Here is an 11,725-nt window from a genome sequence, read left to right as displayed (position 1 = left end):
GGGCGGCGAGCCGGAATCGGTCGAAACAGTGCGACACCCGGCGGAACGCGTCGTGTGTCAGCGCGACTCGATCAGCGTGCCGTCGGTGCCGAAACGGCGCCAGTGGCTCGCGGAGATGACGACCGGGTCGGCCGTGGGATCGCGCACGAGGAGCGCGGAGTCGTCGTCGAGGAACCAGACGGGCTGGCGCGTCCGGGCGGCGCCGCGCGCGGCCCGGACCTCGGCGTCCGCCGGCATCCAATCGGCTCCGAGGTGTCCCATGAAGAACCAGTCGAAGAGCGGCACGGCGGGCGCGGCAGCATCGAGTCCGAACAGGTCGAGCTCGTCCTGATCGTCGAAGGCCTCCGGCCAGCGACCCAGCAGACGCGGGAAGATCATCGACCCCGCGCTCCATCCGACGTACACCTTCTCTTCGAGCAGTTCCGCGAGGACGGGTGCGAGGTCGGTCGCCGTCCAGGCGTGCGCCAGCCACAGGTTGCTGCCGCCGTAGCCGAGAATCACGTCTGCCGATCTCAGCCGCGACTTGACAAGCGCCCGCGGTCCGGCGAAGAGCGACACCACGTCCAACTCCGCCCAACCGAGCGCGCACAGCCCCTCGAGGTGCTCGACGAGCGTCGAGCTGTCACCGGGGAGCCCGAGGATCGCGTCGATCACGACGACGACACGGGAGTCCGCGATCGGCTTGCCGAGGAGATCGACGAGCGCGTCCCGGATGAGTGGGTTCCCGACCCCGTTGGATGTGAGGAGCATCCGCACCGACCAAGACTAGAGCAGATAGGCACGGAAGCCCGATCAGCACCGGCGCGGGCGGGCCCACGCGCGGTCGCGGGCCGTCCGCTTCCTGCGGGGCTGAGCTCGGTCTCGGGCGCAGGATCCCCGCGGGAGGTGGCGGATTCCGAGAGAGACGTCACCGCGCGAGACCGAGGAACGCCATGACGGCGCGCTCGACCTCGGCCAACTGTTCGGCCGACAGCCGGCCGACACGAGTGTTGACGTTGGCCCGCCGGACGGTCGTCAGCTTGTCGATCATGATGTCGCTATCTCGTTCGAGGCCGGAAAGATCGCCGCCGACGACCCGCACCCGCAGGAGTGGAGCGTCGACGAGGATGCTCGTCAACGGCAACACCGTCACGGAGTGCGTGCCTTCGAAGGCATCATCCTGGAAGATCAATGCCGGGCGTGGCTTCGAGGCGTAGACACCGCCCGTGACGGTCCACAGTTCGCCTCGGATCACTCCTCGTCCCAAGGCACGGAGATCGCTTCGACGAATGCCTGCTCATCGCTGTGCCGGTCGGCGGCAGCCACGAGCGCCGCCTGACGACGCGCCTCCGTCGCGAACGCCGGGGTCCGCACGTCGGGCACCCAGATCTGCACCGGGCGGAACCCTCGCTCCCGCATCCGGCGCCGATACTCGCTCACCCGCTCACGCACGGCCATGCCGATATTGTTACATGTAACAGAGGGCGCCGCAATACCGCCCGACCCAGGTCCGGCACATCGCCGACACCTCGCTCTGGAATCCGACATCTTGGAACCTGGTCCCACGTGCAGATCGATGTCGGAACCCCGGGGTAGCGTGAGGGATGTCAGAAAGTCGCACGGTGCCCCTCGGTGCGACCCGGGTTCCGCGTTCGCGCGGCAGCACTCTGGAGTCGAAGATGGGCAGCGTCCGAACGGCCGGCGCCGACACCGCCGAGGTCGATGCGCTGGTGTGCGAGCTGGAGGCGGCGCACCGCGCGATCGCGGCGGCACAGGCCTGGGAGTCGAAGGTCCTCGCCCGGGCCGCCGAGGTGGTGGTCGCGCGCACCGAGCGGGCGCATGCCCGGGCCGAGGAGGCGTTGCGCCGCGGCGATCGGCACGTGCCGGATGCGGACATGCCGCTGCGTGAGATGAGCGCCGAGCTGTCGGCCGCGCTCCGGCTCTGCGACCGCGCGGTGCAGCGCCGGATGGGCGACGCGTGGTCGATGGCGGAGAAGTTCCCGTCGACTCTCGCGGCCTGGGAACGGGGCGAGATCGACGCCGGCCACGCTGCCGCCGTCCTCGCCGCCGGCAGAGACCTGCCCGCATCGCTCCGTGCAGGTTACGAAGACCGGATTCTCGAGGTCGCCCGGTTCGAGAGCGCGAACCGGCTCCGCTCCATCGCCCCGGCGATCGCCGCGAGGATCGACCCCGTCGGCGCCGCCGAACGCATCGCCGAACGCCGCGCCGACCGCGACGTCTGGGTGCGAAACCTGGGCGACGACATGGCACGCCTGACCGCCGACCTGCCGGCCACGCTCGCGCACGCCATCGTCGACCGTCTCACGGAGATGGCGCATCGCGTGCAGGGGACGGACGAGGACGGCGATCGTGCCGGCGCAGCGGACCCGGGCGACGGCGCCGCCGCCGCGGACGGCAGGTCCGGCAGCGGCGCGGAAGCCGAGTACCCGGCCACCCCCACGCTCACCACGACGCCTCGCGGTTTCGAGCCCGACGGCGGCGCGTGCGTCGACGGGGACGCCGACACGCGTCGCATCGGCCAGGTGCGCGCCGATCTGCTCGCCGACCTGCTGCTCGCCGGCGCCCCGGTCGCGCACGGCGACGGGATCGACGCGATCACCGGCCACGTGCAGGTCACCGTTCCCGCGCTGTCCCTGGCCGGTGTCGGCTCGACGCCGGCGCTGCTCGCCGGGAGCGGACCGATGGATCTGGAGACGGCACGCCGCCTGGCGCACGGCGCTCCCGGATGGGATCGCGTGCTGACCGACCCCTATACCGGGGCGGTGCTGGCCGTCGACCGCTACCGGCCGAACGCCGACCTGGGGCGATTCCTCCGCGCCCGCGACGAGCGCTGTCGGTTCCCGGGCTGCGTGCGCCCGGCACGCGGCTGCGACGTGGATCACAACGAAGACGCTGCTCTCGGCGGCGCCACGTGCGACCACAACCTCTGCCACCTCTGCCGACGGCACCACAGCCTGAAGCACGCGACGCCCTGGCGTGTCCGTCAGCGCCGCGGCGGCGTCATCGAGTGGACCTCGCCCGTCGGCCGTCGCTATGTCGACCGCCCGCCCGCGACCGTGCGTTTCGTCCCCGACCCGGACGCCGCGCCGAAGCCCGATCCGGAGCCACCGCCATTCTCGCCGCCGTTCCCCTTCTGACGCTCCCGGGCCGTCGGCCGGCCCTCGCGGCCGTAGCGGAAGCGCGGTGGTAGTCTGGGCGGGTGCGGATCGCTCGTCTTCTCCTTAGCGGCCGCGACGGGTGCTGATTCCAAGCCTGACTCGTCGCGGAGTTCGTCGCGGGCTTGAACCCCCCTCTCACGGAGACCCACAGACATGAGCATCGCTGCATCCGACATCCCCGAGCGTCCGCGCACCCTGGCCGAGAAGGTCTGGGACGACCACCTCGTCGTCAAGGGCGAGAACGGCGAGCCCGACCTCATCTACATCGACCTGCACCTCGTGCACGAGGTCACCAGTCCGCAGGCGTTCGACGGGCTGCGCGCCGAGGACCGGCCGGTCCGCCGGCTCGACCTGACGATCGCCACCGAGGACCACAACACCCCGACGCTCGACATCGACAAGCCGATCGCCGACCTGACGAGCCGGACCCAGATCGAGACGCTGCGCCGCAACGCCGCCGAGTTCGGCGTGCGCATCCATTCGCTGGGCGACCGGGAGCAGGGCATCGTCCACGTCGTCGGCCCGCAGCTGGGCCTGACGATGCCGGGCATCACGGTGGTGTGCGGCGACAGCCACACCTCGACCCACGGCGCGTTCGGCGCCATGGCCTTCGGCATCGGCACGAGCGAGGTCGAGCACGTGCTGGCGACGCAGACGCTGCCGCTGAAGCCGTTCAAGACCATGGCCATCACCGTCGAGGGGACGCTGCGGCCCGGCGTCACCGCCAAGGACATCGTCCTGGCCGTCATCGCCAAGATCGGCACCAACGGCGGTCAGGGCTACGTGCTCGAGTTCCGCGGCAGCGCCATCCGTGCGCTGTCGATGGAGGGGCGCATGACGATCTGCAACATGTCGATCGAGGCCGGGGCCCGAGCCGGCATGGTCGCGCCCGACGAGACGACGTTCGCCTACGTGAAGGACAAGCCGCACGCGCCGCAGGGGCAGGACTGGGAGGATGCGGTCGCCTACTGGCGCACGCTGCCCAGCGACGAGGGCGCCGTCTACGACGCCGAGGTGTTCCTGGACGCGAACGAGCTGGAGCCGTTCGTCACCTGGGGCACCAACCCCGGCCAGGGCGTGTCGCTGAGCGACGTCGTGCCCTCGCCGGACGACTTCTCCGACGCGAACGACAAGGTCGCGGCGCAGCGTGCGCTGGAGTACATGGACCTGGTGCCCGGCACACCGCTGAAGGACGTGCCGGTGGACGCCGTGTTCATGGGCTCCTGCACGAACAGCCGCATCGAGGACCTGCGCGCGTTCGCCTCCGTCGTGAAGGGCCGTACGAAGGCCGAGAACGTCCGGGTGATGGTCGTCCCGGGCTCGGCGCGGGTGCGTCTGGAGGCCGAGGCCGAGGGCCTGGACAAGGTCTTCATCGACTTCGGCGCGGAATGGCGCTTCGCCGGCTGCTCGATGTGTCTGGGCATGAACCCCGATCAGCTCGCTCCGGGCGAGCGCTGCGCCTCGACGAGCAACCGCAACTTCGAAGGCCGTCAGGGCAAGGGCGGCCGCACCCACCTGGTCTCGCCGCTCGTCGCGGCGGCGACCGCGGTGCGCGGCACGCTGTCGAGCCCGAGCGATCTGGAGCCGGCGGATCCGCACATCATCAGCTCGGCGGGCGAGAAGGTCGAGGCCTGACATGGAGAAGTTCACCACCCACACCGGCGTCGCCGTGCCCTTGCGCCGCTCCGCCGTCGACACGGACCAGATCATCCCCGCCGTGTACCTCAAGCGCGTCACCAAGACCGGCTTCGACGACGCACTGTTCGCCAGCTGGCGGCAGGACCCTGGCTTCGTGCTGAACCAGCCCGCCTACCGCGCGGGCTCGGTGCTGGTCGCCGGTCCCGACTTCGGCACCGGGTCCAGCCGTGAGCACGCCGTCTGGGCGCTGCGCGACTACGGTTTCGCGGCCGTGCTCAGCCCGCGGTTCGCCGACATCTTCCGCGGGAACGCGGGCAAGCAGGGCCTGCTGGCCGGTGTCATCGGCGAGTCCGACCTGGAGGCGCTGTGGGCGGCGATCGAGGCGCAGCCGGGCGTCGAGATCACGGTCGACCTCGAGGTGCGCGAAGCGCGGCTGGGCGAGCTCCGGGTCGGTTTCGAGATCGACGATTACACTAGGTGGCGGCTTCTGGAGGGGCTCGACGACATCGGGCTGACACTCCGGAACGAAGACAAGATCGCCGCCTACGAGGCGCGACGCGAATCCTGGAAGCCGCGGACGCTACCCGTCCCCCCGCTCCCCGCACAGTGAGGCAAGCCCCTATGACACTCCTCGGCGAAACCGACACCGCAGCAGGCAAGAAGGGTTCCGAGGGGGAGGTCCTGGCGATCCGGGGAGGCCGGGCGCTGTCCGGCACCGTCGAGGTCAAGGGCGCCAAGAACCTCGTCACCAAGGCGATGGTGGCCGCTCTGCTCGGCGAGGAGCCCAGCGTGCTGCGCGACGTGCCCGACATCAGCGACGTCGCGGTGGTGCGTTCGCTCCTGGAGGTGCACGGCGTGCGCGTCGAGGAAGGGCCCGAGCCCGGCTCGCTGCGATTGGATCCGAGCGAGGTCGAGTCGGCGCACTTCGAGGAGATCGACGCGCATGCGGGTGCCTCCCGCATCCCGATCCTGTTCTGCGGCCCGCTGCTGCACCGGCTGGGCCAGGCGTTCATCCCCGACCTCGGCGGATGCCGCATCGGCGACCGTCCGATCGACTTCCACCTCGATGCGCTCCGCAAGTTCGGCGCGGTCGTGGAGAAGCAGCCCAGCGGCATCCGACTGTCGGCGCCGAACGGCCTGCGCGGTGCGAACATCCATCTGCCGTACCCCAGCGTGGGCGCGACCGAGCAGGTGCTGCTGACGGCGGTACGCGCGACCGGCACCACCGAGCTGCGCAACGCGGCCATCGAACCCGAGATCATGGACCTGATCGCGGTGCTGCAGAAGATGGGCGCCATCATCTCCTACGAGCCGAACCGCGTGATCGTCATCGAGGGCGTCGCGGGGCTGCGCGGCTACGACCACCGCGCCATCTTCGACCGCAACGAGGCCGCCAGCTGGGCGTGCGCCGCGCTGGCCACCGACGGCGAGATCTTCGTCGGCGGCGCGCGGCAGCAGGAGATGCTCACGTTCCTGAACGTGGTGCGCAAGGTCGGCGGCGACTTCGACGTGCGCGAGGACGGCATCCTGTTCGGTCGCGGCGGCCGGCTGCGCGGCGTGACCGTCGAGACCGACGTGCACCCGGGGTTCATGACCGACTGGCAGCAGCCGCTGATCGTCGCGCTCACCCAGGCCCACGGCCGCTCGATCGTGCACGAGACGGTGTACGAGAACCGCTTCGGCTTCACCGACGCGCTCGTGAAGATGGGCGCGAGGATCCAGGTCTACCCGAACGGGCTGCAGGAGGGCCCGCGCCGGGTGCCGCGACGTTCGCTCGAGCAGGCCGCGGTCATCGAAGGCCCCACGCCGCTGACGGCCGCGGACATCACCGTGCCCGACCTGCGCGGCGGGTACAGCCACGTCATCGCGGCGCTCACGGCGTCCGGGGTGTCGACGGTGCGCAACATCGGCATCATCCGCCGCGGCTACGCCGACTTCCTCGACAAGCTCTCCGGGCTCGGCGCCGACTTCGACGTGATCGGCTGATGGGCCAGCGCCTGCGCAAGCGACTCGTCGATCGCGAGAAGTCGCGGCCGAGCCTGTTCTGGCTGCTCGGCGGCATCATCGTGCCGGTGCTCGGCATCTTCGTGAAGATCGAGATCCTCGGCGAGGAGAACCTCCCCGAGGAGGGCCCGTTCGTCCTCGCCCCCAACCACTACAGCGAGATCGATCCGCTGATCGTCGCGGTCGCGGTGTGGCGGCTGGGACGTGCGCCCCGTTTCATGGCGAAGGAGAGCCTGTTCCGGGTCCCCGTGCTCGGACCCGCGATGCGCGGCACCGGCATGGTCCCGGTGGCGCGGGCGAGCTCGTCGGTCGCGGCAAAGCAGACCCTCGACACCGCCACGCACCTGGCCGAGCACGGCGCCGGCGTGATCGTGTATCCGGAGGGCACCCTGACCCGCGACCCCGATCTGTGGCCGATGCGCGGCAAGACCGGCGCGGCGCGCCTGGCCCTGGTCGGCGACATCCCGCTGATCCCGGTCGCGCAGTGGGGCGCGCAGGAGGTGTTCCCGCGCTACGGCAGGATGCGGTTCTGGCCGCTGCGCAAGCCGATCCGGTTCCTCGTCGGCGCACCGCTCGACATCTCCGAGGAGCGGGCGCAGGCGAACCTCGCCTGGGTGCAGACACGGGTCACGGCCCGTCTGATGGACCGCATCGCCGAGCTGCTCGCGCAGCTGCGCGGCATCCCCGCTCCGGCCGTGCGCTGGAACCCGCACGACCACGGCCAGAAGGAGACGGGGCGCCTTGAGCCGGAGAGCTGACCCCGCCCGCCCCCGGGTCGCGGTGCTCGGCGCCGGCAGCTGGGGGACGACGTTCGGCAAGATCCTCGCCGACGGCGGCGCGTCCGTCATGATGTGGGCCCGCCGCCCGGAGCTCGCGGCGGAGATCCGCACCGCACGGCGCAACAGCGCCTACCTGCCGGGCATCAACCTGCCGAAGGGCATGACCGCCACCGCCGACCTGGCCGTCGCGGTCGACGGCGCCGAGCAGATCTACCTCTCCGTGCCGAGCCAGGCGCTGCGCGAGAACCTCACGGTCCTTCGCCCGCTGGTCGTGGGCACCGAGGCGCCGATCGTCTCGCTCATGAAGGGCGTCGAGAAGCGCACCGGCCTGCGCATGAGCGAGGTCATCGAGCAGGAGCTCGCCTGCGATCCCGACCGCATCGCGGTGGCCAGCGGCCCGAACCTGGCGCTGGAGATCGCGCAGGAGCAGCCCACCGCGGCCGTCATCGCCTCCACGAGCCTCGCCACCGCCGAGGCGGTCGCACGCCGCGCGCGCAACGGCTACTTCCGCACCTTCGTGAACACCGACGTCATCGGCACCGAGTTCGGCGGCGTGCTCAAGAACCTCATCGCCGTGGCGATCGGCATCGTGGACGGCGTCGGCTACGGCGAGAACACGAAGGCGTCGATCATCACGCGCGGGCTCGTCGAGATGACCGACTTCGCGGTCGCGCACGGTGCGCAGCCCGAGACCCTGCAGGGCCTGGCGGGACTGGGCGACCTGATCGCGACCTGCCAGTCGCCGCTCAGTCGCAACAACACCGCCGGGCGCCTGCTCGGCCAGGGATACAGCTTCCAGGACGTCGTGGACAACATGCAGCAGACCGCGGAGGGGCTCGGCTCGGTCGCCCCGATCCTGCAGCTGGCGAAGGGCATCGGGGTGGAGATGCCGATCGTCGAGCAGGTCAAGCGCGTGCTCGACGGCACCATGGACCCGCGGGAGATCGCGCCGCACCTGACCACGGACGACGACACCCCGCAGGGGGAGAGGACGCAGCATGGACAAGCCGGCAGTGGTGGTGCTCTTCGGCGGGCGCTCGAGCGAGCACTCGATCAGTTCCGCCACGGCGGGCGGGGTGCTGCGGGCGATCGACCGTGACCGCTACCGGGTGATCCCGGTCGGGATCACCCGTCAGGGCGCGTTCGTGCTGGAGGCCGACGACCCCGACCGGTTCGCGCTGGATCCCGTGCACCTGCCGGAGGTCGTCGACAACGGCACCCGGATCCTGTGGCCGGACTCGGCGGCGACGCGTGAGCTCCGGGTGTCGGATTCTCAGGGCGTGCGTTCGCTGGGCGTCGTCGACGTCGTCTTGCCGATCCTGCACGGCCGCTTCGGCGAAGACGGCACGATCCAGGGCCTGCTGGAGCTGCTCGGCCTGCCCTACGCGGGCTGCGGCGTGCTCGCATCGGCGCTGGGCATGGACAAGAACGCGACCAAGAGCGTCCTGCGAGCGGCCGGCGTGCCCGTCGTGCCCTCTGTGTCCGTGACCCGTCGTGACGTGGATCGTGACCGTGACCTGTGGCTTCGCCGTATCCGCGGCCTCGGGTGGCCGGTGTTCGTGAAGCCCGCGCGAGCGGGATCCAGCGTCGGGGTGTCGAAGGTGGAAGACGAGGGCGGCCTCGACGCGGCGTGGGAGGTCGCCTTCGCCGAGGACGACACCGTTCTTGTCGAACAGGCCATCGTCGGCCGTGAGCTGGAGTGCGGCGTGCTTCCCGGCCGGGATGGCGGCGACACGCGAGTGAGCGTGCCGGGGGAGATCGTGATCACCGGACGCGACTTCTACGACTTCGAGGCGAAGTATCTGAACGCCCCCGGCGTCGACCTGGTCTGCCCCGCCGACCTGCGCGAGGGGGAGACGGCGGAGATGCAGCGCATCGCGGCCAGGGCCTTCGAGGCGCTCGGCGGCGAGGGGTTGGCACGCGTCGACTTCTTCTTCACCGGCACCGACTTCTATGTCAACGAGATCAACACGATGCCCGGGTTCACGCCCATCTCGATGTTCCCGAAGTGCTGGATCGCGTCCGGCATGACCTACCCGGAGCTGATCTCGGAGCTCATCGACACCGCGCTCGAGCGCGGCGCCCGCTAGGAGTCGGGGCGGTCGGTGCACGCGGCATCGACCGGCAGCTTGCCCACGAGCGGCGCGAGGGCGTCGAGGGTGTCGAAGCTGGAGACGACGTCGTAGTCCAGGTACACCTCCACCGCGGGCGTGCGGCCGAACGTGGTGAACCGGTAGTACGGCGCCTCGCTGTCATCGATGAGCCAGTCGACCCCGTCGACGGTCTGGCACGGCAGCGTCGACGCGCCGGGCGGCGTGACCCCGCACGACACGATGATGCTCGCCGGATCCCCCCACGCGCCGGTCGCCTGCGCGTCGGTCCACCGGCGCGCCTGTCCGTCGAGCGTCGACGGCAGGTAGGCCGTGATCTGCGCGCACAGCGGATCGTTCGCGTCCGGAGCGGCCTGAAGGGACACGGTGCTCGCGCACCCGGCGAGCGTGCCGACGGCGACGGATCCGGTCGCCACGAGCACGGCGAGGCGGCGGCGTCGGGTCACCCGTCAAGGCTAACCCGACGCCGCGACGACGCCCGCCCGATACCGTGGAGGCATGCACGCACGCACGGTCGGACAGGCCGGGGAGACCGAGGTGCTGCGCCGCATCCTCGCGCGCCTCGCCCCGAGCACCGCGGAGGTGGGCCCGGGTGACGACGCCGCCGTGCTGCGCGTGGCGGGCGGGCGTGTCGTCGCCAGCACCGACACCCTCGTGCACGGCCCCGACTTCCGGCTCGCGTGGTCGAGCGGCCACGACCTCGGCTGGAAGGCCGCGGCCGTCAACCTCGCCGACATCGCGGCGATGGGAGCCCGGCCGATCGCGCTGCTCGTCGCGCTCACGATGCCGGACGACACCCCGGTCGCCTTCGTCGAGGACCTCGCGGACGGGCTCCGGCAGGCCTGCCTGTCCCTCGCGCCCGGCTGCGCCGTCGAAGGCGGCGACCTCGCCGCATCCGACACGCTCACGATCGCGGTGACGGCCCTCGGGACCCTCGACGGACCCGCGGTGCGGCGCTCCGGCGCCCGCCCCGGCGACATCGTCGCCCTCGCCGGCCACGCCGGGCTCGCCGCGCACGGCCTGCAGATCCTGTTCGAGCGGTTCCGGGACGTCGACGGCCACGCCGTCCCCGTCGACCCCGCCGTCCTGACGCCGGCCGAGCGCCGCGCGGTCGCGGCGCAGGTGCGTCCGGAGCCGCCGATCGCGCTCGGCCACGCCGCCGCGCACCAGGGCGCCACGGCCATGATGGACGTGTCGGACGGCCTGGTGCTCGACGCGACCCGCTTGGCGATCGCTTCCCGGGTCTGCCTGGAGCTGGCCACCGCGGCGCTCGGCGGCGACCCGCTCGCCCTGATCGGCGGCGAGGACCACGCCCTGCTCGCGACGTTCCCCCGCGACGCCGTGCCGGCCGGGTTCCGTGCCATCGGACGGGTCACGCCGCACGGCGCGCATCCGGTGCTCGTCGACGGCGAGGCGCCCACCTGCCGGGGCGGCTGGGACCCCTACTCCGACTGGGACCAGGCGCGCGGCTGAGCCCACCACACGACCGTGTCGCCGTAGACGCGGTCGCGCACCGGCTCGAGCCCGGCGTCCGCCCACTCCGGCTCCGCGGAGCGGCGGGCGCGCTCGACCACGACCAGCGCGTCCCCGGCGAGCAGCCCCGTCAGGGCCCGCAGGTCGGTGCCCAGCGGGGCGTCCGCGAGATCGTACGGCGGATCCGAGAAGACGAGGTCGAACGGCCCCGTCGCCGCCCGCAGGAACGCGCGGACCTCGGTGCGGTGGACGCGTGCCGGCGCGCCGACGACTCGGGAAACCCGCTCCGCGTTCCGCGCGGCGACCGTCGCCGCCGGGCCCGCCTTCTCGACCAGGTCGACACCCGCCGCCCCGCGGCTGAGCGCCTCCAGCCCGAGCGCGCCCGAGCCGGCGTACAGATCGAGCACGCGGGCGCCGCGCAGGGCGTCCGCGGTCTCGAGCGCGCCGAACATCGACTCGCGCACGCGCTCGCTGGTGGGACGGGTGCCGCGCGCGGGGACGTCGAGTCTGGTCCCGCCCGCGATCCCCGCGATGATCCGGGTCACCGTCCCACCCTAGTCAG

The 11,725-nt window shown here is 71.7% G+C and carries 13 protein-coding genes; 8 read left to right on the top strand and 5 right to left on the bottom strand.

All coding sequences use genetic code 11. The features are described from left to right. Positions 1 to 57: 57 nt before the first annotated feature. The 3 genes from QM626_RS10895 to QM626_RS10885 form a co-directional block, all read right to left on the bottom strand. The gene (locus tag QM626_RS10895; protein ID WP_415076900.1) at positions 58 to 750 is read right to left on the bottom strand and encodes a Type 1 glutamine amidotransferase-like domain-containing protein; all 693 of its coding nucleotides are present in this window, start codon (positions 748 to 750) and stop codon (positions 58 to 60) included. A 157-nt stretch (positions 751 to 907) separates the two neighbouring features. Next, the gene (locus tag QM626_RS10890) at positions 908 to 1,234 is read right to left on the bottom strand and encodes a type II toxin-antitoxin system PemK/MazF family toxin (RefSeq protein WP_415076898.1); all 327 of its coding nucleotides are present in this window, start codon (positions 1,232 to 1,234) and stop codon (positions 908 to 910) included. After that, a complete protein-coding gene (locus QM626_RS10885) occupies positions 1,231 to 1,437 on the bottom strand; it encodes an antitoxin MazE-like protein (protein ID WP_415076896.1) in 207 nt (68 codons plus the stop codon). Before QM626_RS10885 ends, QM626_RS10890 begins: the two co-directional genes overlap by 4 nt. 221 nt (positions 1,438 to 1,658) lie before the next feature. On the opposite strand from QM626_RS10885, the gene QM626_RS10880 reads away from it, so the two are divergent. The 7 genes from QM626_RS10880 to QM626_RS10850 all read left to right on the top strand — a co-directional run bounded on the left by QM626_RS10880 (position 1,659) and on the right by QM626_RS10850 (position 9,669). Further along, on the top strand, positions 1,659 to 3,137 hold the full coding sequence (locus QM626_RS10880) for a DUF222 domain-containing protein (protein ID WP_415076894.1): 1,479 nt from the start codon (positions 1,659 to 1,661) through the stop codon (positions 3,135 to 3,137). Between the two features lie 174 nt (positions 3,138 to 3,311). After that, the gene (gene leuC / locus QM626_RS10875) at positions 3,312 to 4,793 is read left to right on the top strand and encodes a 3-isopropylmalate dehydratase large subunit (protein WP_415076892.1); all 1,482 of its coding nucleotides are present in this window, start codon (positions 3,312 to 3,314) and stop codon (positions 4,791 to 4,793) included. 1 nt (position 4,794) lies between these two features. Continuing rightward, entirely contained in the window at positions 4,795 to 5,406 is a 612-nt protein-coding gene (gene leuD, locus QM626_RS10870; RefSeq protein WP_415076890.1) for a 3-isopropylmalate dehydratase small subunit, read from the top strand. A gap of 11 nt (positions 5,407 to 5,417) precedes the next feature. Further along, a complete protein-coding gene (murA, locus tag QM626_RS10865) occupies positions 5,418 to 6,782 on the top strand; it encodes a UDP-N-acetylglucosamine 1-carboxyvinyltransferase (RefSeq protein ID WP_415076888.1) in 1,365 nt (454 codons plus the stop codon). Further along, a complete protein-coding gene (locus QM626_RS10860) occupies positions 6,782 to 7,558 on the top strand; it encodes a lysophospholipid acyltransferase family protein (protein ID WP_415076886.1) in 777 nt (258 codons plus the stop codon). Before murA ends, QM626_RS10860 begins: the two co-directional genes overlap by 1 nt. Continuing rightward, the gene (locus QM626_RS10855; protein ID WP_415076884.1) at positions 7,542 to 8,678 is read left to right on the top strand and encodes an NAD(P)H-dependent glycerol-3-phosphate dehydrogenase; all 1,137 of its coding nucleotides are present in this window, start codon (positions 7,542 to 7,544) and stop codon (positions 8,676 to 8,678) included. The genes QM626_RS10860 and QM626_RS10855 overlap by 17 nt, the downstream gene beginning before the upstream one ends. Further along, the gene (locus QM626_RS10850) at positions 8,578 to 9,669 is read left to right on the top strand and encodes a D-alanine--D-alanine ligase family protein (protein ID WP_415076882.1); all 1,092 of its coding nucleotides are present in this window, start codon (positions 8,578 to 8,580) and stop codon (positions 9,667 to 9,669) included. The genes QM626_RS10855 and QM626_RS10850 overlap by 101 nt, the downstream gene beginning before the upstream one ends. Here QM626_RS10850 and QM626_RS10845 read toward each other — a convergent pair. Further along, the gene (locus tag QM626_RS10845) at positions 9,666 to 10,136 is read right to left on the bottom strand and encodes a DUF3515 family protein (RefSeq protein WP_415076880.1); all 471 of its coding nucleotides are present in this window, start codon (positions 10,134 to 10,136) and stop codon (positions 9,666 to 9,668) included. The genes QM626_RS10850 and QM626_RS10845 overlap by 4 nt on opposite strands. A 52-nt stretch (positions 10,137 to 10,188) precedes the next feature. Between QM626_RS10845 and thiL the strand changes: the two genes are divergently transcribed. Further along, positions 10,189 to 11,163 (top strand): thiamine-phosphate kinase, encoded by a 975-nt coding sequence (thiL, locus tag QM626_RS10840; protein WP_415076878.1) that lies wholly within the window; start codon positions 10,189 to 10,191, stop codon positions 11,161 to 11,163. Here thiL and QM626_RS10835 read toward each other — a convergent pair. Beyond that, entirely contained in the window at positions 11,133 to 11,708 is a 576-nt protein-coding gene (locus QM626_RS10835) for an RsmD family RNA methyltransferase (protein ID WP_415076876.1), read from the bottom strand. The genes thiL and QM626_RS10835 overlap by 31 nt on opposite strands. Positions 11,709 to 11,725 lie beyond the last annotated feature (17 nt).

It is taken from the genome of Microbacterium sp., assembly GCF_047606385.1.
GTDB lineage: Bacteria > Actinomycetota > Actinomycetes > Actinomycetales > Microbacteriaceae > Microbacterium.
Note: the sequence above shows the minus strand (reverse complement) of the source record. Positions and strands in the feature narration are given on the sequence as shown.

Excerpts from the sequence above, each read along its gene's own strand:
- thiL (WP_415076878.1), top strand. The coding sequence starts at position 10,189 with ATGCACGCACGCACGGTCGGACAGGCCGGGGAGACCGAGGTGCTGCGC.
- QM626_RS10880 (WP_415076894.1), top strand. The coding sequence starts at position 1,659 with ATGGGCAGCGTCCGAACGGCCGGCGCCGACACCGCCGAGGTCGATGCG.
- murA (WP_415076888.1), top strand. The coding sequence starts at position 5,418 with ATGACACTCCTCGGCGAAACCGACACCGCAGCAGGCAAGAAGGGTTCC.
- QM626_RS10860 (WP_415076886.1), top strand. The coding sequence starts at position 6,782 with ATGGGCCAGCGCCTGCGCAAGCGACTCGTCGATCGCGAGAAGTCGCGG.
- leuC (WP_415076892.1), top strand. The coding sequence starts at position 3,312 with ATGAGCATCGCTGCATCCGACATCCCCGAGCGTCCGCGCACCCTGGCC.
- QM626_RS10885 (WP_415076896.1), bottom strand. The coding sequence starts at position 1,437 with ATGGCCGTGCGTGAGCGGGTGAGCGAGTATCGGCGCCGGATGCGGGAG.
- leuD (WP_415076890.1), top strand. The coding sequence starts at position 4,795 with ATGGAGAAGTTCACCACCCACACCGGCGTCGCCGTGCCCTTGCGCCGC.
- QM626_RS10850 (WP_415076882.1), top strand. The coding sequence starts at position 8,578 with ATGGACAAGCCGGCAGTGGTGGTGCTCTTCGGCGGGCGCTCGAGCGAG.
- QM626_RS10895 (WP_415076900.1), bottom strand. The coding sequence starts at position 750 with ATGCTCCTCACATCCAACGGGGTCGGGAACCCACTCATCCGGGACGCG.